Raw genomic sequence first — 17,725 nt, 5'->3', positions numbered from 1 at the left:
ACACCAACAGGTCATCCATGCGTCTGTTTCATACCTCCGACTGGCACCTGGGCCAAAGCCTGCACGGCCAGGAACGCGACTTCGAACACGCCTGCTTCCTCGACTGGTTGCTCGGCCAGCTGCGCCTGCGCCAGCCGGATGCGCTGCTGATCGCCGGCGATATCTTCGACACGGTCAACCCGCCGGTCAAAGCCCAGGAACGTCTCTACGACTTCATCGTCCAGGCCCACGAGCAACAGCCGAAGCTGGACATCGTGATGATCGCCGGCAACCACGACTCCGGCTCGCGCATCGAGCTGCCCGCGGCGCTGATGCGCCGCCTGCGCACCCATGCCCTGGGCCGTGTGCACTGGCTGGACGAGGGCCAGCTGGACGCCGAGCGCCTGCTGATTCCGCTGACCAACGGCCGCGGCAAGGTCGCCGCCTGGTGCCTGGCCCTGCCCTTCCTGCGCCCGGCCGAAGTGACCGGTCCGCAACTGGGTGACGACTACCTGCAAGGCATTACCCAGGTGCACCAGCAGCTGATCGCCGCCGCGCAAAAGAAGCGCAAGAAGGACCAGGCGCTGATCGCCATCAGCCACGCGCACATGGCCGGTGGCGCGGTGTCGGAGGACTCCGAACGCAGCCTGATCATCGGCAACGCCGAGGCGCTACCGGCCAAGCTGTTCGACAAGGCCATCAGCTACGTCGCCCTGGGCCACCTGCACAAGCCGCAGAAGGTCAACCGCGAAGAACGCATCCGCTACAGCGGCTCGCCGATCCCGCTGTCGTTCGCCGAAATCAACTACCCGCACCAGGTGCTGGAAGTGGAGCTGGACGGCACTGGCCTGGTGAGCGTCGAACCGCGCCCGGTACCGCGCGCCGTGGCCCTGCAACGGGTCGGCCCGGCACCACTGGGCGAACTGCTGGAGCAGTTGGCCGAGCTGCCAGTGATCGACCTGCTCGAAGACCCCAACCGCCAGCCCTGGCTGGAGGTACGGGTAATACTGGATGAGCCGCAACCCGACCTGCGCCAGCAGATCGAAACCGCACTGCAAGGCAAGGCCGTGCGCCTGATCCGCATCAGCGCCGAATACGCCGGCCGCAACAATGCCGAAGACGATGACCTGGCCTTTGTCGAACTGGCCCAGATGACCCCGCAGGACCTGTTCAGCCGCGCCTGGGAGCAGGCCTATGGCAACCCCGCCGACGAACAGGCGCTGGCCGACTTCGCCCTGCTGTTGCAGGACGTGCAGCAGGAAGAGGAACAGCCATGAAGATTCTTGCCATCCGCCTGAAGAACCTGGCATCCCTGGCCGGCCCGGTCGATATCGATTTCACCGCCGAACCGCTGGCCAGCGCCGGCCTGTTCGCCATCACCGGGCCTACCGGGGCGGGCAAAAGTACCCTGCTCGACGCCCTGTGCCTGGCGTTGTTCGGCACCGTGCCACGGCTGAACGACATTGGCCGCGAGGCCAAGGTGCCGGATGCAGACGGTGAAATCCCTACCTCCGACCCGCGCAACCTGCTGCGCCGCGGCACCGGCAGCGGCTTTGCCGAAGTCGATTTCGTCGGCATCGATGGCCGCCGCTACCGCGCCCGCTGGGAAGCCAACCGCGCCCGCGACAAGGCCAACGGCAAGCTGCAGCACAGCCGCCAGAGCTTCTACGACCTGGACAGCGAGCAGGTACTGGGCAGCGGTAAGAACGAGTACAAACAACTGGTCGAAGCCCGCCTGGGCCTGAACTTCGAACAGTTCACCCGCGCGGTGATGCTGGCCCAGAGCGAATTCGGCGCCTTCCTCAAGGCCGACGACAAAGAACGCAGCGAGCTGCTGGAAAAGCTCACCAACACCGCCATCTACACCCGCCTGGGCCAGCGGGCCTTCAGCAAGGCACGCGAAGCCGGCGAGGCCCACAATGCCCTGAAGGACCGTGCCAGCCACCTGCTGCCGATGGCCACCGAAGCCCGCGCCGAGCTCGACCAGCGCCTGGAACAGGCGCAGCAGCAATTCAAGGCCGACCAGGCCGGCGAGCGCCAGCTGGAACAGCAACGCAACTGGCTGAACGAGCAGCGCCAGCTGCAGGCCCAGCACGCCGAAGCCGGTACCGCGCTGCAGGCCGCCGAACAGGACTGGCAACAACTGGCTGACCAGCGCCTGGACCTCGTGCGCCTGGAGCGTCTGGCCCCGCAGCGTCACCAGTTCCACCGCCAGCAGGCACTGACCGCGCAACTGGCACCGCTGGCAGCGAAGATCGCCGAGCAACAGCAGCAGCAAGCCGAGCTGCAAGTGCGCACCAGCGAGCTCGAACAGGCGCTGGACGCCGCGCGTCAGGCACTTGCCGATAGCCTGGCCCAACACAGCGAGAACGCCCCTCGCCTGCGCCAGGCCTTTGCCGCCCAGGACAACCTGGCCCGCCTGGAGCAGGAGCTGGCAGCACAGCGCAGCGCAGGCCAGCAGGCCGAGCAGCAGGTCGCCGAAGGCCAGCAGCACCTGCAGCAGCTGGAAGACAACCAGCAGCGCAGCCTGCAGCAACTGGCGCAGATCGACACCGCGCTCGCCGACAGCCAGCACCTGGCGGGCCTGGCCAATGCCTGGCACGCCTACCTGCCGCAACTGAAGCAAGTGATGCTGATCGGTGGCCGCCTGGCCAAAGGCCGTGAAGAGCTGCCCGGCCTACAGGCCCAGGCCAGCCAGGCCAATGCGCACTTGCAGGCCGAGCGCGATGCCTTCGAGCTGCTGTTCCGCGAAGCCAAGGCCGAACCCCAGGCCCTGGCAGAACAGATCGACCTGCTGGGTGGCATGCTGCAGGACAACCGCAAGCAGCAGCGCGCCGTGGAGGAACTGTCACGCCTGCATGGCCGTGAACTGGAACTGCGCCAGCAGCTGGAGGCCGTGCGCCTGCGTCAGCAGCAGGCCATGCAGCAGCGCCAGCAGCTGATTACCGAAGGCACCGCCGCCAAGGCCGAGCTGGAGTCCGCCGAGCAAGCGCTCAACCTCACCCGCCAGTTGCTGGAACGCCAGCGCCTGGCACGTAACACCAGCGTCGAAGAGTTGCGCGGCCAGTTGCGCGACGGCGAACCCTGCCCGGTGTGCGGCAGCGCCGAGCACCCGTTCCACCAGCCTGAAGCGCTGCTGCAAAGCCTGGGTCGCCATGACCAGGCCGAAGAAGACGCCGCGCAGAAGCAGGTCGAAACCCTCAACAGCAAGCTGGTGGAGCTGCGCACCCAGCTGGGCGTGGTCAACGCCCAGCTCAAGGATTATCAGCAGCAACAGCAGCAACTGGGCGAACAGCTACAACCGCTGGTGGCCCAGGTGCAGGCGCACAGCCTGTGGCCCGCCCTGGCACCGCAGGACGACAATGCCCGCAGTGCCTGGCTCGACAGCCAGCTGCGACGCCTGGACGAAGAAATCGGCCAGGACGAGAAACGCCAGAGCGCCCTGCTCGCCCTGCAAAAAGATGCAGCCCGTCTCAACCAGCAATTGCAGGCCGCCCAGCAGGCGCAACAGCAGGCCCAGCGCCACCTGGAGCAACAGCACCAGGCCCTGGTCAGCGACGAGCAGCAGTTGCAGCAAGGCCTTGAGGACCTTGCCGGCGTGTTGCCCGAAGAAGCCCTCAAGGCCTTGAACGACGACCCGGCCAATGCCTTCCTCGCCCTGGACCAGCAGATCGCCCTGCGCCTGCAGCAACTGGAGCAGCGCAAGGACGAACAGGAAGAACAGCAAGCCCGCCAGGCCCAGCTGGACAAGCTGCGCGACCAGCAACAGGCACGCGTGCAGACCCAGCAGCAGTTGCAGCAGAAACTTGCCGCCCTCGACGAGCAGCGCCAACAGGCCCAGGCTTCGCTTGGCGAACTGCTTGGCGGGCATGCAAGCGCCGAGGCCTGGCAACAGCATATGGACGCCGCGCTGGAGCAGGCCCGCGCCCTCGATGCCGACACTGCCCAGCGCCTGCAGGACTTGCGTACCCAAGGCGTGCAACTGGCCAGCGAACTCAAGGCCAACACCCAGCAGCAGCAGGCGCTGGACGCCGAGTGCCAGCAGTTGCAGGGCCAGATCGCCCAGTGGCGCGCAGAACACCCGGAACTGGACGACGCCGGCCTGGATCGCCTGCTGGGCATGGAGGACGCGCAGGTAAATGAGCTGCGCCAGCGCCTGCAAGGCGCCGAAAAGGCCATCGAACAGGGCCGCGTGCTGCTGCAAGAACGTGAACAACGCCTGCAGCAACATGCCGCGCAAATGACTGTGGACACCTCGGCCGACGCCCTGGAACAGGCCCTGACCGAACTGCGCGAACGCCTGGCCGGCCATGAGCAGCAATGCGCCGAACTGCGTGCACAGCAGGCCGATGACCAGCGTCGCCAACAGGCGCACCAGGCGCTGGCGGCGGAAATCGAACAGGCCCACCAGCAGTGGCAACGCTGGGCTCGCCTGAACGCCCTGATCGGCTCGGCCTCGGGCGATGTGTTCCGCAAGATCGCCCAGGGCTACAACCTCGACCTGCTGCTGCACCACGCCAACGCCCAGCTGCGCCAGCTGGCCCGCCGTTACCGCCTCAAGCGCGGCGGCAGCGCCCTCGGCCTGCTGGTGCTGGACACCGAGATGGGTGACGAACTGCGTTCGGTGCACTCGCTGTCTGGCGGGGAAACCTTCCTGGTGTCGCTGGCCCTGGCCCTGGGCCTGGCCTCGATGGCCTCCAGCACGCTGCGCATCGAATCGCTGTTCATCGACGAAGGCTTCGGCAGCCTCGACCCCGAGTCGCTGCAACTGGCCATGGACGCCCTCGACGGCTTGCAGGCCCAGGGCCGCAAGGTGGCGGTGATTTCCCACGTGCAGGAAATGCACGAACGCATCCCGGTGCAGATCCAGGTGCGCCGCCAAGGCAATGGCCTGAGTGACGTGGAGGTGTGCGGGTGATCCTCTACTCGTTCCGCCGCTGCCCCTGGGCCATGCGCGCGCGCCTGGCCCTGCGCTATGCGGGGTGCGAGGTGGAGATTCGCGAGGTAGCGATGAAGAACAAGCCGGCAGAACTGCTGGCCCTGTCACCCAAGGGCACGGTGCCGGTACTGGATACCGGCGCCGGCGTGCTCGAAGAAAGCCTGGACATCATGCGCTGGGCGCTGGCGCAAAACGACCCGCAGGACTGGCGGCTGCAGGCCGACCCTGCGGCGGCGCAGCAGGCTGAAACACTGATTGCGCGCAACGACAGCACGTTCAAGGCGCAGGTGAACCTGTACAAGTATGCCGAGCGCTACCCCGAGCATACCCGCGAGCATTACCGCCAGCAGGCCGAGGCCTGGCTGGCGGAGCTCGAAGGCCTGCTGGCGGGCAGGCCCTACTTGCTGGCCACGCACCCGAGCATTGCCGATGCCGCGTTGCTGCCCCTGATGCGCCAGTTTGCCGGGGTCGAACCGCAGTGGTTCGCCGAGGCGGCTTATCCGCGGGTGCGGAGCTGGCTGGAGGGGTGGTTGGCTTCGGAGCTGTTCAGGTCAGTCATGGCCAAATGAACGCTGTTTCCTGTACTGGCCCTATCGCCGGCAAGCCAGCTCCCACAGGTACGGCGCTGGACCTGAGGCCTGCTCAACCCCTGTGGGAGCTGGCTTGCCGGCGATAGGGCCAGTACAGGATTCAGTGGTTGTGTTTGCCACTCAATGCCGCATGGAAGTTGGCACTCTGGCGCAGGTACTGTTCGGTGTAGCTATGGGTAGCAGACGCCTTGCCGCTGCTGTCGGCATGGGCATGCGCCGGCAATACGACCGAAGCGGAAATGGCGGATGCGGCAATGACCGGGAAGAGATTGAAGTTCATCTGGGCTGACCTCGACGGCGGTGGTTTGACGTTGGCCCGTTTGGGCCTTGGGTCAAACTTACGCCGCCGAAGCCGCAGGCAAAAATTCATTGCGGCAGTATCGATTATCACGCCGATCGATATCACTCGATGAACTTCAGGTCCGACGGTGCCTCCTGCTTCAGCTTCTGCACCGTCTCCAACAACTTGCCGCTGCGCGGATCGCGGCGTATCACCACGATCTGGTTGCTCTTCTGGTTGGCCACCAGCAGGAAGTTGTCACTCGGATCGAGGGCGAACTCGCGGGGATGATCCCCCTCCACCGAACGGCGCTGCAGGAACGTCAGTTGGCCATCCTGCTTGCCCACGCTGAACGCCACGATCTCGTTGGCCGTGCCGCGGTTGCTCACATACAGAAAGCGCCCGTCTGCCGACAGGTGCAAGCCACCTGCCGCTTTCGCCGCAGCTTCCTTGCTCTCGGTCAGGGGCAGGCGCTGGCGTTCGACCAGGTTGCCCTCCTGCACGTCGAACATCACCACTTCGGCACTCATTTCCAGGGTCAGGTAGGCGTGACGGCCCTTGGCGTCGAACAACAGGTGGCGCGGCCCGCTGCCCGGCGGCAGGTCCACCGACGCGGGGATCGCTGGCGTCAACGGGTGGTCTGCGCTGGCACCGTCGTAACGGTAGATGAACACCTTGTCGGCACCCAGGTCGCTGGCATACAGGTGGCGGCCGTCCGGTGACAGCACCAGCGAATGCACATGGGCGCCGGCCTGGCGCTCGGGGTTGACCCCGCTCGCCTTGTGCCGGGCCTGTTGCACCACCGGCTTGAGCTTGCCGTCCTTGGCCACCGGAACTACCACCAGGCTGCCGCCGGGATCGGGCTTGACCGCGTAGTTGGCCACGAACAGATAACGCTGGTCCTGGCTGAGGCTGGCGTGGGTCGGTTCGTCACCTTGGCTGGTCACCTGGTTGAGTGCCTTGATCTCGCCTTTTGCACTGACGACGAAACTGCTGACATTGCCGTTCGGGGTTTCGTTGACCGCGAACAGTTGGCGTTGATCGGCCGACAGCACCAGCCATGAAGGGCTGACACTCTCCACCACCTGCTGCGGCGACGGGTCGATATGACCGGTCTTTTCGTCGAACCCGTAGCGGTAGATGCCCTCGCTGCCGCCATCGGTGTAACTGCCCACCAGCAAGGTGGCGGCGTGGGCATGGATGGTCAGGCTCATCAGGCTAGCGGTCAGCAGGCTCGTCCAGATCCGATTCATCTTCGTCATCATCCGGGGCGCGAAAGGCACTCATACAGACTAGTCGATGCGCGCCGTCGGCATCGTCGAGTTGCCACTCGTCACCCACGGCGATGGCAGCTGTGATCTGCTCGGGGGTGAAGGACCAGCGGCGGAGCTGGCGGCCGTCCATGCATTCGATGGTGAGGCCGGATTCATCGGAGGTGAAGTCGAAGGCGTGCAGGCCGTCGATCAGGAGCATGTCGCAGGACTGCAGGGCGGTGGCGAGGGGGGACATGGGGGTACCAATCTGAAATGAGTCGGCATTATAGCCCTGGGGCTGCTTTGCAGCCCATCGCGACACAAGGCCGCTCCTACAGGGATCGCATCAGCCTGCCGATACGCGTTCCCCTGCAGGAGCGGCTCCCTGCGGTCAATGAGCGAAAATGGAGCCCCCCTCCTTGCCCACCATCTTCTCAGGCTTGATCAGGAACCTTGCCAGCGCCGGCAGCAGCCACAGCGCACCGAACATGTTCCACAGCAGCATGAAGGTCAGCATCAACCCCATGTCCGCCTGGAACTTGATCGCCGAGAAGATCCAGGTGCACACGCCGATGGCCAGGCACAAGCCGGTGAACAGCACTGCCTTGCCGGTCGAGCGCAGGGTCTCGTAATACGCCTCCTGCAACGGCAACCCGGCGCGCAGGAAGCTCTCCAGCCGGCTGTAGATGTAGATGCCATAGTCCACGCCAATGCCCACACCCAGCGCCACCACCGGCAAGGTCGCCACCTTGACCCCGATGCCCATGTAGGCCATCAGCGCGTTGCCCAGCACCGAAGTCAGCACCAGCGGCAGGACGATACACAGGGTGGCGGCGAACGAGCGGAAGGTAATCAGGCACATCACCGCCACGCAGATGTACACCAGGATCAGGATGGTCAGCTCGGCCGACTTGATCACCTCGTTGGTCGCCGCTTCGATCCCGGCGTTGCCCGCCGCCAGCAGGAACTGCAGGCCTTCCTTGTTGTGGCTGTCGGCAAACGCCTTGGCCACGGCGGTGACCCGCTCCAGGGTTTCGGCCTTGTGGTCGTTGAGGAACACCAGCACCGGTGCCAGCGAGCAGTCGCCGTTGTACAGGCCATCGGCGCGGGCGATGGAGTTGTTGAGGATGTCCGGGTTGCGCGACAGGGTTTCCCATTTCAGGCTGCCCTCGTTCATGCCCTTGATCACCTGCTTGGACACGGTCACGAGGGAAATTGCCGACTGCACGCCCGGGGTGTTCTGCATGGTCCACATCAGCTCGTCGATCGGCGCCATGGTCGAGTGGATCGAGCAGCTTTCCGGCGGGGTCTTGACCATGATCACCAGCACATCGGAACTGGTCGAGTAGTTACTGATGATGAAGTTGTTGTCCTGGTTGTAGCGCGAATCGGGGCGCAGCTCCGGTGCGCCCTGGTCGAGGTCGCCGATCTTCAGGTTCTGGCTGTACCACAGGCCACCGGCGAAGGCGACCAGCGCCAGGGCCACCGATACAGGCGCCACCTTGGCACTGGCGAAGTTCGACAACAGGCGCCAGAACGGGTGCTCGCGGGTGGCGTCCTGCTTGCTGCGCTCGACGGCCTTCTTGCTGATGCCGACGTAGGAGATGGCTACCGGCAGCAGGATGAGGTTGGTGAACACGATCACCGCCACACCGATGGAAGCACCGATGGCCAGTTCACGAATCACGCCGATGTCGATGATCAGCAAGGTGATGAAGCCCACGGCGTCGGCGAGAATGGCGATCATCCCAGGCAGGAACAGCTGGCGGAAGGTGCGCCGGGCAGCGGTCAGGGCGTTGTCGGCATCACTCGACTGCAGGGCGATACCGTTGATCTTCTGCACCCCGTGGGAAATGCCGATGGCGAAGATCAGGAACGGCACCAGCATCGAGTACGGGTCCAGGCCAAAGCCCACCGCATGCATCAGGCCCAGCTGCCAGACCACTGCCACCAGGGTGGTGATGAGCACGGCGATGGTGCTGCGGATGCACCAGGTGAACCAGTACAGCAGCACCCAGGTGATTGCCAGGGCGACGCCGAAGAACATCGCCACCATCACCAGGCCGTCGATCAGGTCGCCGACCTTCTTGGCGAAGCCGACGATGTGCACCTTCACGTTGGGGTTCTGCGCCTGGAACTTGTCACGGATCTTTTCTTCAAGCTGGTGCGAGAACTGCTGGTAGTCCAGCTTCACCTGCTTGCCCGGGTCCTGCGGGTCGGGGTAGCTCTCCAGCAGTGGCACATCGACGATGCTGGACTTGAAATTGTTGCCCACCAGGCGCCCCACCTGGCCCGACTTGAGCACGTTGTCGCGCAGGGTGTCGAGGCTGTCCTGCGAGCCGTTGTAGGTGTTGGGAATCACCTCGCCACCCGAGAAGCCTTCCTCGGTGACCTCGCTCCAGCGCACGCTGGGGCTCCACAGCGACTTCAACCCGGCACGGTCGACGCCCGGGATGTAGAACACCTCGTCATGGATCTGCCGCAGGGTCTCCATGTAGTCCTTGTCGAAGATGTCGCCATTCACCGCTTCCACCGAGATGCGCACGGTGTTGCCGAGGTTGGCCAGGTCGTTGCGGTGCTCCATCATCTGCTCGATGAACGGGTGCTGCAGCGGGATCATCTTCTCGAAGCTGGTGGACGGGCGAATCTGCGTGGCCTGCCAGAACAGGAAGATGCTGACCAGCACGCACAGGGCGATGACCACGGGGCGATTGTTGAAGATCAGGCGTTCGAGCAACGTGGCCTTGTCCTGGTGATGCGGATGCATGGTGATGCTCTCCCTGCTGGTCATGGACGCACCTCTTGGTCAGCACCCTGCGGGTCAGCCAGGTGCACGCCACCCTGCCCTACCAGCAGCAGGCCGCCATCGGCCAGGCCGCTGACGCCGGCCAGGGCAATGCGGTCGGCGCGGTTGTAGACACTGAAGGTCTGGCCGTCATCGGTACTGCGCAGCACGCTGCCGCCATTGCCGACCAGCACCAGGCTACCGTCCTCGACAAGCGTAGCGCCTGCCAGGCCGAATTCGAGGGTGCCACGTGCGGCCTTGAGCTCGATCGGTTGCCAGCTGTCACCGAAATCGGTGGAGCGGAACAGGTTGCCGCGCAGGCCGTAGGCCAGCAATGTGCGCGGCTGTGCAGTGCCGATCACGCCGAACAGCGAGCCCTCGTAGGGGCCTTGAACCTTGGCCCAGGTCTGGCCGTTGTCGGCTGAGCGGAACATGCCGCCCTGCTCGCCGACAATGAACAGGCCCGCGTCACGCACCTGGGCGATACCGTTCAGGTGCAGCTGGTCGGGGTTGTCCAGGCGCTCGGCCACGTCCTGCCAGTGCTGGCCGCCGTCGGTGGTTTCCAGCAAGGCGCCGTAGGCACCTACGGCAAAGCCGTGCCGGGCGTCGAGGAAGGCGACATCGAGCAAGGGTGCTTCGCGGGGCAGGTCTTCGAACTGCTTGCTCCAGGTGGCACCACCATCGCTGCTGGCGAGCACCAGCGCATCGTGGCCGACGGCCCAGCCGCGCTTGTCGTCGAGGAAGAACACCGCGGTCAGCAGTTGCCGGGTGGGCACCCGCGCCTGGGTCCAGGTTCTGCCCTGGTCGTCGGAGAACAGGATATGACCGCGATCGCCCACCACCACCAGGCGCTTGCCGGCATGGGTGGCGTCGATCAGCAGGCTTTGGCTGGCCTTGGCCGATTCGGTGGAATATTCGTCGGCGGCAGCGGCTTGCACGTTGTCAGCCCACACGCCGAGCCCCAGCGCCAGTACCGCGCTGGCTGCCAATGGCCAGGCAAAGCGCCTGTTCTGTTCCCTCATGACTGTCCCCCTGTTGTGTTCTTGTCTGGTGGGTCAATGCACTGCAGGTACTGCGAAAAGCCTGATCTAGAGGCCCGCAATAGCTTGAGGGGATCGTAGCGGGGATATTTGCGGGAACACAACGGGCGGGGTGTTATGTTTTGTTGTCGGCTGTAAAAAGCCGGGGGCCGCTGTGCGGCCCATCGCCGGCAAGCCAGCTCCCACAGGGACAGCACATGCCTTGACGGCAGTAGAGTACCTGTGGGAGCTGGCTTGCCGGCGATGGGCTGCAAAGCAGCCCCCTTCGCCCTTAAGCCAGGCTCTTGCTCACCACTTCATACACATCACTGGACAACTCACCAGAAGCCAGAATCCGCTCCAGCTCGCCCTTCATCAGGGCCTGACGCGCAGCGTCATACTTGCGCCAGCGGGTCAGTGGTGCCAGTTGCCGCGAAGCGATCTGCGGGTTCAGCGCATTCAGCTCGATCACCAGATCCGCCAGGAAGCGGTAGCCCGAGCCATCCGCCGCATGGAAGTTGACCAGGTTCTGCCCGGCAAAGGCGCCGATCAACGCACGTACCTTGTTCGGGTTCTTCAGGGTGAACGCCGGGTGCTGCATCAGCGCCTTGACCCGCGCCAGCCCGCCCGGCAGCGTACTGGCCGCCTGCACGCTGAACCACTGGTCCATGACCAGCGGGTTGTCCTTGAAGTGCTCGGCAAAGGCTTCCAGCGCCTTGGCCCGCTCGGCCTCGAACGGCGAGTTGACCAGCACGGCCAGGGCGGTAAGGCGCTCGGTCATGTTGTCACAGTGCTCGAACTGCTCCAAAGTCGCCTGCAGCACCTGCGGCTTGCCGCTCTGCATCAAGTACGACAGCGCGATGTTCTGCAGGCTGCGGCGAGCGAAATGCTCGGCCGAGGCCACGTAGGCGGTGCTGCGCGACACTTCGCGGTTGGCCTGGTAGCGCGCCCACAGGGCTTCGAACAGCTTCTCGGCGATCTGCTGGCGGGCGAACTCGCGGGCGGCGTGGATGGCGTCCACATCGGCCACCTGGCTGATTTCGGTGAGGTAGGCCTCACCCGGCAGCGAGAGCATTTCGGCAACCATGGCCGGGTCCAGCGACTCGTTGCCGAGCACGGTGCCCAGGGCGGTGATCAGGCGCTGGTCGAGCTTCAGTGCTTCGCCGCGCTGATGCTGGCCGATCAGCTCCTGCAGCACCTGCACCGACAACTGCTGCCCCGCCTCCCAGCGGTTGAAGCCGTCGCTGTCGTGCTGCATCAGGAACATCAGCTGGTCGCGGTCGTAGGGGAAGCTCAGCTTGACCGGTGCACTGAAACCACGCAGCAGCGACGGCAGCGGCTTGGCCTGGATACCCTGGAAGGTGAAGGTCTGCTCGGCCTCGGTCACCGACAGCACGCGGCTGGTGCCCTGCGCCGTATCTTCGCCGGCCAGTTGCAGCGGCAGGTCGTTGCCTGCAGCATCCAGCAGGCCAAGCTCCACCGGGATCACAAACGGCAGCTTTTCGGCCTTGTCCGGGGTCTGCGGGCAGCTTTGGCGGAAGGTCAGGCTGTAGGTTTGCGCGGCCGCGTCATAGGCCTCGCTGGCTTCCAGGCGCGGGGTGCCGGCCTGGTTGTACCAGCGCTTGAACTGGGTGAAGTCGACGCCGTTGGCGTCTTCCATGGCCTTGATGAAATCGTCGGTGGTCACCGCCTGGCCATCGTGGCGTTCGAAGTACAGGTCGCTGCCCTTGCGGAAGCCGTCGGCGCCCAGCAGGGTACGAACCATGCGCACCACTTCGGCGCCCTTCTCGTACACGGTCAGGGTGTAGAAGTTGGAGATCTCGATGAAGCTGTCCGGGCGCACCGGGTGGGCCATGGGGCCAGCGTCTTCGGCGAACTGGTGAGTACGCAGGTAGGCCACGTCTTCGATGCGCTTGACCGTGCGCGAGTTCATGTCGGCGCTGAACTCGGCATCGCGGAACACCGTGAAGCCTTCCTTCAGCGACAGCTGGAACCAGTCACGGCAGGTGACGCGGTTGCCCGACCAGTTGTGGAAATACTCGTGGGCAACCACGCCTTCGACGCGCTGGTGGGCGGCATCGGTGGCGGTTTCGGCACGGGCCAGCACACAGCTGGAGTTGAAGATGTTCAGGCCCTTGTTTTCCATGGCGCCCATGTTGAAGTCGTTGACCGCGACGATCATGAAGATGTCCAGGTCGTACTCGCGGCCATAGACTTCTTCGTCCCAGCGCATGGACTTCTTCAGGCTGACCATGGCGTGGTCGCACTTGTCGATGTTCTCGGGCTCGACATAGATGCGCAGGGTCACGTCACGGCCGGACTGGCGGGTGAAGCTGTCCTCGACGCACCACAGGTCACCGGCCACCAGGGCGAACAGGTAGGCCGGCTTCATGAACGGGTCTTCCCAGGTCGCCCAGTGGCGACCATCGTCTGCCGGCCCGCTGCCGATCGGGTTGCCGTTCGACAGCAATACCGGGTAGCGATGCTGCTCGGCGATCACCGTGGTGGTGAAGGTGCTCATCACATCCGGACGATCGAGGTAGTAGGTGATCTTGCGGAAGCCTTCGGCCTCGCACTGGGTGCAGAACATCTTGCCCGACTTGTACAAGCCTTCCAGCGCGGTGTTGCTCTCGGGGTGGATCTTCACGCTGGTGTCGAGGGTGAAGCGCTCGGCCTTGGGCTGCACGGTCAGGCTGTCGGCGTCGAGCTGGTAGTCGCCCGGCTGGAGTTCCTGGTCATCCAGCGAGGCGCGCAGCAGCTCAAGCTGCTGGCCATCGAGTACCAGTGGCGGCAGGCCGGCACCGCGTGCCGGGTTGCGGCGCATGACCAGTTGCGCGTGAACCAGGGTATGGTCCTCGAACAGCTCGAAGGTCAGGTGCGTCTCGTCGATCAGGTACTCGGGCGCCTGGTAATCCTTGAGGTAGATCACTTGCGGTTGTTCGGTACGCATGTGCAGGTCCTTTTTACTGGAGTACGGCCAACTGGTAGGCCGTGTACTTGCGAATATTGATCACACCGGTGTCGAAGATCAGGTACTGGCCCTTGATGCCCAGCAGCGTGCCTTCCACTACCGGGTCCTTGTCGAGGTTGAAGCTGACGATCTTCGATGGGTAGGCCTCGACCGGGTACTTCATCTGCACCACTTCGGCATCGGCCAGCGGCTGAACCGCCTGCAGGCCGAAACGCCCCTGCAGCTCGCGCAAGCCATCGGCACAGGCGTCGAAGACCTGTTCACGAATGGCCACCAGGTCGAGCTCCTCGGCATCGCCCTTGAGCAGGGCGCGCCAGTTGGTGCGATCCGGCACCTGGCTGCGCAGCAAGTCTTCGACCAGGCCGGACTGCTGGCGGGTGGCCACGCGCACGATCGGCAGGGCCTGGCTGGCGCCCTGGTCGAGCCAGCGGGTGGGCAGCTGGGTGGCGCGGGTGATACCGACCTTGATCCCCGACGAGTTGGCCAGGTAGACCACATGGTCGGTCATGCAGAACTGTTCGCCCCACGACGGTTCGCGGCAGGTGCCGGCGTCGTAGTGGCACTTTTCCGGCGCCATGATGCACACGTCGCACTGGGCCAGTTTGGTCATGCACGGGTAGCAGTAACCCTGGCTGAAGCTGGTCTTGGTGCGCTTGCCACAATGGCTGCAGTGAATGGCGCCAAGGTACTCAAGGCGCAGGCGCTGGCCGATCAGCGGGTTGACCGGCACCTGCGTGTCATCCAGGCGAAAGCTGTACTGCACCACTGGCGCCTGCAGGCTTACCGCCATCTTGCTCAACGAGCCACGAGCGAGTTCGATCAATGTACCGAGTCCGACTTGAACAGAATGTTGGCGATCGGCGCGGACTTCGAGGCGCATTCCTGCGGGCCCATGTAGCCGGTACGCTGGTCTTCGGGCAGGTTTTTCATCTCCCAGGCGATTACCGCCTGCAGCGACAGCTCTTTCTGCTCGGCAGTGAGCTTGCGGCCATCCGACCATTTGCCGATTTCCACGGCCAGTTTCAGGCTCTCGTAGATTTCCGGGGTGATGTTTTCGATCATTTGCGCGAAAGTGGACATAGTGTCTCCTGATTCAAGCCGACAGTTTACGCCGGGCAAGCGCCCCACCCAAGAGCCCGGTCAGGCATCCGATGAGCAGCCCGCCGACGTGGGCGGCGTTGGCGATCTGGCCAAGGCCCAGGGTGTCGATCACGCCGCTCAGGCACACCACCAGCCAGATCAGCATCATCACCAGCACGCCCTTGGGCAGGTTGAAGTAACGGTCGGGTGCCAGCCACTGGTACAGCCAGATGTGCCCGAGCAGGCCGTACAGCACGCCGGACAGGCCGCCGAACAGGCTCGGCCCGCTGCTGTAATGCTGGGCCAGGTTGGACACCAGGCTGAACAGCAGGGTCAGGCCCAGCAGCGCCCACGGGCCCTGGCGCAGTTCGATGCGTTTGCCCAGCTCCCAGTACCACAGGCTGTTCATGGCCAGGTGCAGCACGCCGAAATGCAGCAGCATGGGCGATACCAGGCGCCACCACTGGCCTTGGTCCAGGCTTTGCGCCAGCGGGTTGAAGTACAGGTAGTCGCCCTGGACGCGGAAATCGAGGAAGGTGAACCAGCTGATGGTGGTGAAATTGTCGCCAAGGCCGGTGAGGCCGGCGACGATGAAGCACAGCAGCAGGGTGATAGTGGTGACTTTGCAGGCTTTGGCCTGTTCTGCCAGGGAGGGTTGTGTGGGGCTATTCGCGGGTAAACCCGCTCCCACAGGGTCCTGTGCAAGTTCGAGGTCGGCGTTGCCGTCGGGGTAGCGCTGGTAGAGTTCGCGGACGTCCGCTGCCAGGGTGTCGGGGGCCCACAGCACCTGGGCATCGCCCTCCTCGCTGACCCGGTGCGGCACCTGCAGGCGCTGCAGCAGGTGAACGAAGCCGCTGAGGTCGACCGACAGCGGCAGGCGCATCACTTCGATAATGTTCATTGGTTGGCCTGTGGGCGGTCGACGTCGACCCAGACGAACTTGTGCGGGTCGATGCGGGTTTCATCATCCAGCCGGTAGGCTGCCAGCTTGCCGTAGAGCACGGCGCTGTAGTCCAGGCAGGCCAGGTTGGCGCGGATCGGCGCCGGGCGGCCGCTGCGCCAGTAATGGCCGACGAACAGCATGGGCTCGTCTTCGGCATAGCGCAGCAAGGCGTTCTTCTGGCTGTGACTGAGCGGGGTGCTGGCCACTTCCGCGGGCAGGGCGTCTGGCTGGAACACGATGTCACCGTAGGTTTGCGGGTCTTCTTCCCAGAACTTGGTACGGAAGAAGGCACGGGTCAGGCCGTCGCCACCGGTGAGGGTCAGGCCGTCCGGCAGGCGCATGTCGGTACCGCGCAGCAGGCGGTTGCACACGGTGGCGGCAAAGCTGCCGTTCACCGCCGAGGCCTGGATGAAATGCTCGTCGATACGCCCGTCGGGGTACTGCTGGCGCAGCGGCTCGATCAGCCGCGGGTCCCAGCAGGCATGCACCAGGCGGAAACGCCCGGCGTCGACGAACAGCGGCAATGCGTAGAACCAGTTGACGAAGTCGTGCCAGTCAGCGGGGTGATGGGCGAACTGGGTCAGGGTTTCGTCGATCAGCCGGGCGTGGCGTGGCGTATGCTCGCGCACAAAGGCCTTGCCGCTGCCAGGCAGTGCCGGGGTGACCCAGCCCAGGGCGTTGTACTCGTGGTTGCCCATGATGCAGAACGCCTGGCCGGCCTCGACCATGTCGTGGACGATGTGCAGCGCCTCGCGGATGCGTGGCCCGCGGTCGACGATGTCGCCAAGGAACAGCGCCTGGCGCCGCGGGTGGCGCCACACGCCTGCCACACGCTTGTAACCGAGGGCGTCGAGCAGGCGTTCAAGGGTCAGCGCACAACCGTGCACGTCACCGATGATGTCGAAACTACGCGCCGGATCGAGCATCAGTCGTCCCTGCTTCCCAGCCGGCTGCCCCAGCCGAGCTTGGTGCGGCAGACCTCGTAGTAATTGTGGTCCAGCGGGTGGATCAGGCGCAGCTTCTGCGGTTTCTTGCTCACCGTGATGGTGTCGCCGGGGGCACAGGTGAAGTGGTTCTGGCCGTCACAGGATACCTGCGGGTAGATCTGCAGGTCCTTGGACACCACGATCTTCAGTTCGCTGTTGCCGTCGACCACGATCGGCCGGCCTGACAGGGTGTGCGGGTACATCGGCACGATGACGATGGCGTCGAGCTTGGGGTGCATTATCGGGCCGCCGGCCGACAGCGCGTAGGCGGTTGAGCCGGTGGGGGTGGCGACGATCAGGCCGTCGGCCTTCTGGCTGCAGACGAACTGGCCATCGATGTAGATCTCGAACTCGATCATGCGCGTGGACTTGCCCGGGTGCAGCACCACATCGTTCAGCGCATCACCCTGGCCGATGGCTTCGTTGTGGCGGCGTACCTCGGCCTGCAGCAGGAAGCGGTTTTCCACCAGGTAGTGGCCGTCGAGCACTTCGGCGACCTTCTCTTCCAGCTCGTCGGGGCGGATGTCGGTGAGGAAGCCCAGGTTGCCACGGTTGATGCCCAGCACCGGAATGTTGTGCCGGGCCAGGGCGCGGGCGGCGCCCAGCAGGCTGCCGTCGCCGCCGACCACGATGACCAGGTCACAGACCTCACCCAGCAGCTTGCGGGTGGAGGTTTGCAGGCCATGGCCAGGCAACACTTCGGCGATGGTGTCCTCGAGGATCACGTGCAGGTGGCGCTCGATAAGAAATTTTTTCAGTCGGCGAATGGTGTCGAGCACCTGGGAGCTGCCAAGGCGGCCAATGATACCGATATTGCGAAATTGCTCCATGGGGCTCCTGCGAGGCTCTGCGGCGGGTGACTATGCCGCGATTATGGGCGAAACCACCGGGTAGCGGCAA

At 64.7% G+C, this 17,725-nt stretch carries 14 protein-coding genes; 3 read left to right on the top strand and 11 right to left on the bottom strand.

Going from position 1 to position 17,725, the window contains the following annotated elements; translation table 11 throughout:
• Window positions 1-17 precede the first annotated feature (17 nt).
• The 3 genes from GEV38_RS08895 to GEV38_RS08885 are packed head-to-tail and all read left to right on the top strand — an operon-like array spanning window position 18 to window position 5,487.
• Window positions 18-1,256, top strand: coding sequence for an exonuclease SbcCD subunit D C-terminal domain-containing protein (locus tag GEV38_RS08895; RefSeq protein WP_013971635.1), 1,239 nt, complete (start codon window positions 18-20; stop codon window positions 1,254-1,256).
• Complete coding sequence (locus tag GEV38_RS08890; RefSeq protein ID WP_054573350.1) at window positions 1,253-4,897, top strand: AAA family ATPase; 3,645 nt, start codon at window positions 1,253-1,255, stop codon at window positions 4,895-4,897. Before GEV38_RS08895 ends, GEV38_RS08890 begins: the two co-directional genes overlap by 4 nt.
• The gene (locus tag GEV38_RS08885; RefSeq protein WP_047932973.1) at window positions 4,894-5,487 is read left to right on the top strand and encodes a glutathione S-transferase; all 594 of its coding nucleotides are present in this window, start codon (window positions 4,894-4,896) and stop codon (window positions 5,485-5,487) included. The genes GEV38_RS08890 and GEV38_RS08885 overlap by 4 nt, the downstream gene beginning before the upstream one ends.
• Window positions 5,488-5,608: 121 nt before the next feature.
• On the opposite strand, the gene GEV38_RS08880 is transcribed toward GEV38_RS08885, so the two are convergent.
• From GEV38_RS08880 to GEV38_RS08830, 11 genes are all read right to left on the bottom strand, one after another.
• Window positions 5,609-5,788, bottom strand: a complete 180-nt coding sequence (locus GEV38_RS08880; protein ID WP_012271225.1) for a hypothetical protein — start codon at window positions 5,786-5,788, stop codon at window positions 5,609-5,611.
• 122 nt (window positions 5,789-5,910) lie between these two features.
• Window positions 5,911-7,041 carry a lactonase family protein gene (locus GEV38_RS08875; RefSeq protein WP_235891297.1) on the bottom strand — a complete coding sequence of 377 codons (1,131 nt, stop codon included), beginning with the start codon at window positions 7,039-7,041 and terminating at the stop codon, window positions 5,911-5,913.
• Window positions 7,007-7,297: a DUF5629 family protein gene (locus tag GEV38_RS08870; protein WP_015269450.1), complete on the bottom strand. Its 291-nt coding sequence runs from the start codon at window positions 7,295-7,297 to the stop codon at window positions 7,007-7,009. Before GEV38_RS08870 ends, GEV38_RS08875 begins: the two co-directional genes overlap by 35 nt.
• A 135-nt stretch (window positions 7,298-7,432) precedes the next feature.
• On the bottom strand, window positions 7,433-9,808 hold the full coding sequence (locus GEV38_RS08865; RefSeq protein ID WP_024086538.1) for an RND family transporter: 2,376 nt from the start codon (window positions 9,806-9,808) through the stop codon (window positions 7,433-7,435).
• 20 nt (window positions 9,809-9,828) lie between these two features.
• Entirely contained in the window at window positions 9,829-10,848 is a 1,020-nt protein-coding gene (locus GEV38_RS08860; protein ID WP_015269449.1) for a YCF48-related protein, read from the bottom strand.
• Between the two features lie 289 nt (window positions 10,849-11,137).
• A complete protein-coding gene (pepN, locus tag GEV38_RS08855; protein ID WP_054573323.1) occupies window positions 11,138-13,795 on the bottom strand; it encodes an aminopeptidase N in 2,658 nt (885 codons plus the stop codon).
• 13 nt (window positions 13,796-13,808) lie between these two features.
• Complete coding sequence (locus tag GEV38_RS08850) at window positions 13,809-14,639, bottom strand: DUF2797 domain-containing protein (RefSeq protein WP_015269447.1); 831 nt, start codon at window positions 14,637-14,639, stop codon at window positions 13,809-13,811.
• Window positions 14,636-14,896, bottom strand: a complete 261-nt coding sequence (locus tag GEV38_RS08845; protein ID WP_003260154.1) for a YeaC family protein — start codon at window positions 14,894-14,896, stop codon at window positions 14,636-14,638. The genes GEV38_RS08850 and GEV38_RS08845 overlap by 4 nt, the downstream gene beginning before the upstream one ends.
• A 13-nt stretch (window positions 14,897-14,909) precedes the next feature.
• Window positions 14,910-15,797 (bottom strand): rhomboid family intramembrane serine protease, encoded by an 888-nt coding sequence (locus GEV38_RS08840; protein WP_015269446.1) that lies wholly within the window; start codon window positions 15,795-15,797, stop codon window positions 14,910-14,912.
• Window positions 15,794-16,765: a metallophosphoesterase gene (locus tag GEV38_RS08835; RefSeq protein WP_054573324.1), complete on the bottom strand. Its 972-nt coding sequence runs from the start codon at window positions 16,763-16,765 to the stop codon at window positions 15,794-15,796. The genes GEV38_RS08840 and GEV38_RS08835 overlap by 4 nt, the downstream gene beginning before the upstream one ends.
• The gene (locus GEV38_RS08830) at window positions 16,765-17,655 is read right to left on the bottom strand and encodes an NAD(+) kinase (RefSeq protein ID WP_013971624.1); all 891 of its coding nucleotides are present in this window, start codon (window positions 17,653-17,655) and stop codon (window positions 16,765-16,767) included. Before GEV38_RS08830 ends, GEV38_RS08835 begins: the two co-directional genes overlap by 1 nt.
• Window positions 17,656-17,725: the final 70 nt, after the last annotated feature.

Origin of the sequence: Pseudomonas sp. 13159349, assembly GCF_013305685.1 — a bacterium.
GTDB classification, from domain to species: Bacteria; Pseudomonadota; Gammaproteobacteria; order Pseudomonadales; family Pseudomonadaceae; genus Aquipseudomonas; species Aquipseudomonas asiatica.
This window is presented reverse-complemented; position numbering and strand designations above follow the sequence as displayed.

Excerpts from the sequence above, each read along its gene's own strand:
- GEV38_RS08895 (WP_013971635.1), top strand. The coding sequence starts at position 18 with ATGCGTCTGTTTCATACCTCCGACTGGCACCTGGGCCAAAGCCTGCAC.
- GEV38_RS08890 (WP_054573350.1), top strand. The coding sequence starts at position 1,253 with ATGAAGATTCTTGCCATCCGCCTGAAGAACCTGGCATCCCTGGCCGGC.
- GEV38_RS08880 (WP_012271225.1), bottom strand. The coding sequence starts at position 5,788 with ATGAACTTCAATCTCTTCCCGGTCATTGCCGCATCCGCCATTTCCGCT.
- GEV38_RS08875 (WP_235891297.1), bottom strand. The coding sequence starts at position 7,041 with ATGAATCGGATCTGGACGAGCCTGCTGACCGCTAGCCTGATGAGCCTG.
- GEV38_RS08870 (WP_015269450.1), bottom strand. The coding sequence starts at position 7,297 with ATGTCCCCCCTCGCCACCGCCCTGCAGTCCTGCGACATGCTCCTGATC.
- GEV38_RS08865 (WP_024086538.1), bottom strand. The coding sequence starts at position 9,808 with ATGCATCCGCATCACCAGGACAAGGCCACGTTGCTCGAACGCCTGATC.
- GEV38_RS08860 (WP_015269449.1), bottom strand. The coding sequence starts at position 10,848 with ATGAGGGAACAGAACAGGCGCTTTGCCTGGCCATTGGCAGCCAGCGCG.
- pepN (WP_054573323.1), bottom strand. The coding sequence starts at position 13,795 with ATGCGTACCGAACAACCGCAAGTGATCTACCTCAAGGATTACCAGGCG.
- GEV38_RS08845 (WP_003260154.1), bottom strand. The coding sequence starts at position 14,896 with ATGTCCACTTTCGCGCAAATGATCGAAAACATCACCCCGGAAATCTAC.
- GEV38_RS08840 (WP_015269446.1), bottom strand. The coding sequence starts at position 15,797 with ATGAACATTATCGAAGTGATGCGCCTGCCGCTGTCGGTCGACCTCAGC.
- GEV38_RS08835 (WP_054573324.1), bottom strand. The coding sequence starts at position 16,765 with ATGCTCGATCCGGCGCGTAGTTTCGACATCATCGGTGACGTGCACGGT.
- GEV38_RS08830 (WP_013971624.1), bottom strand. The coding sequence starts at position 17,655 with ATGGAGCAATTTCGCAATATCGGTATCATTGGCCGCCTTGGCAGCTCC.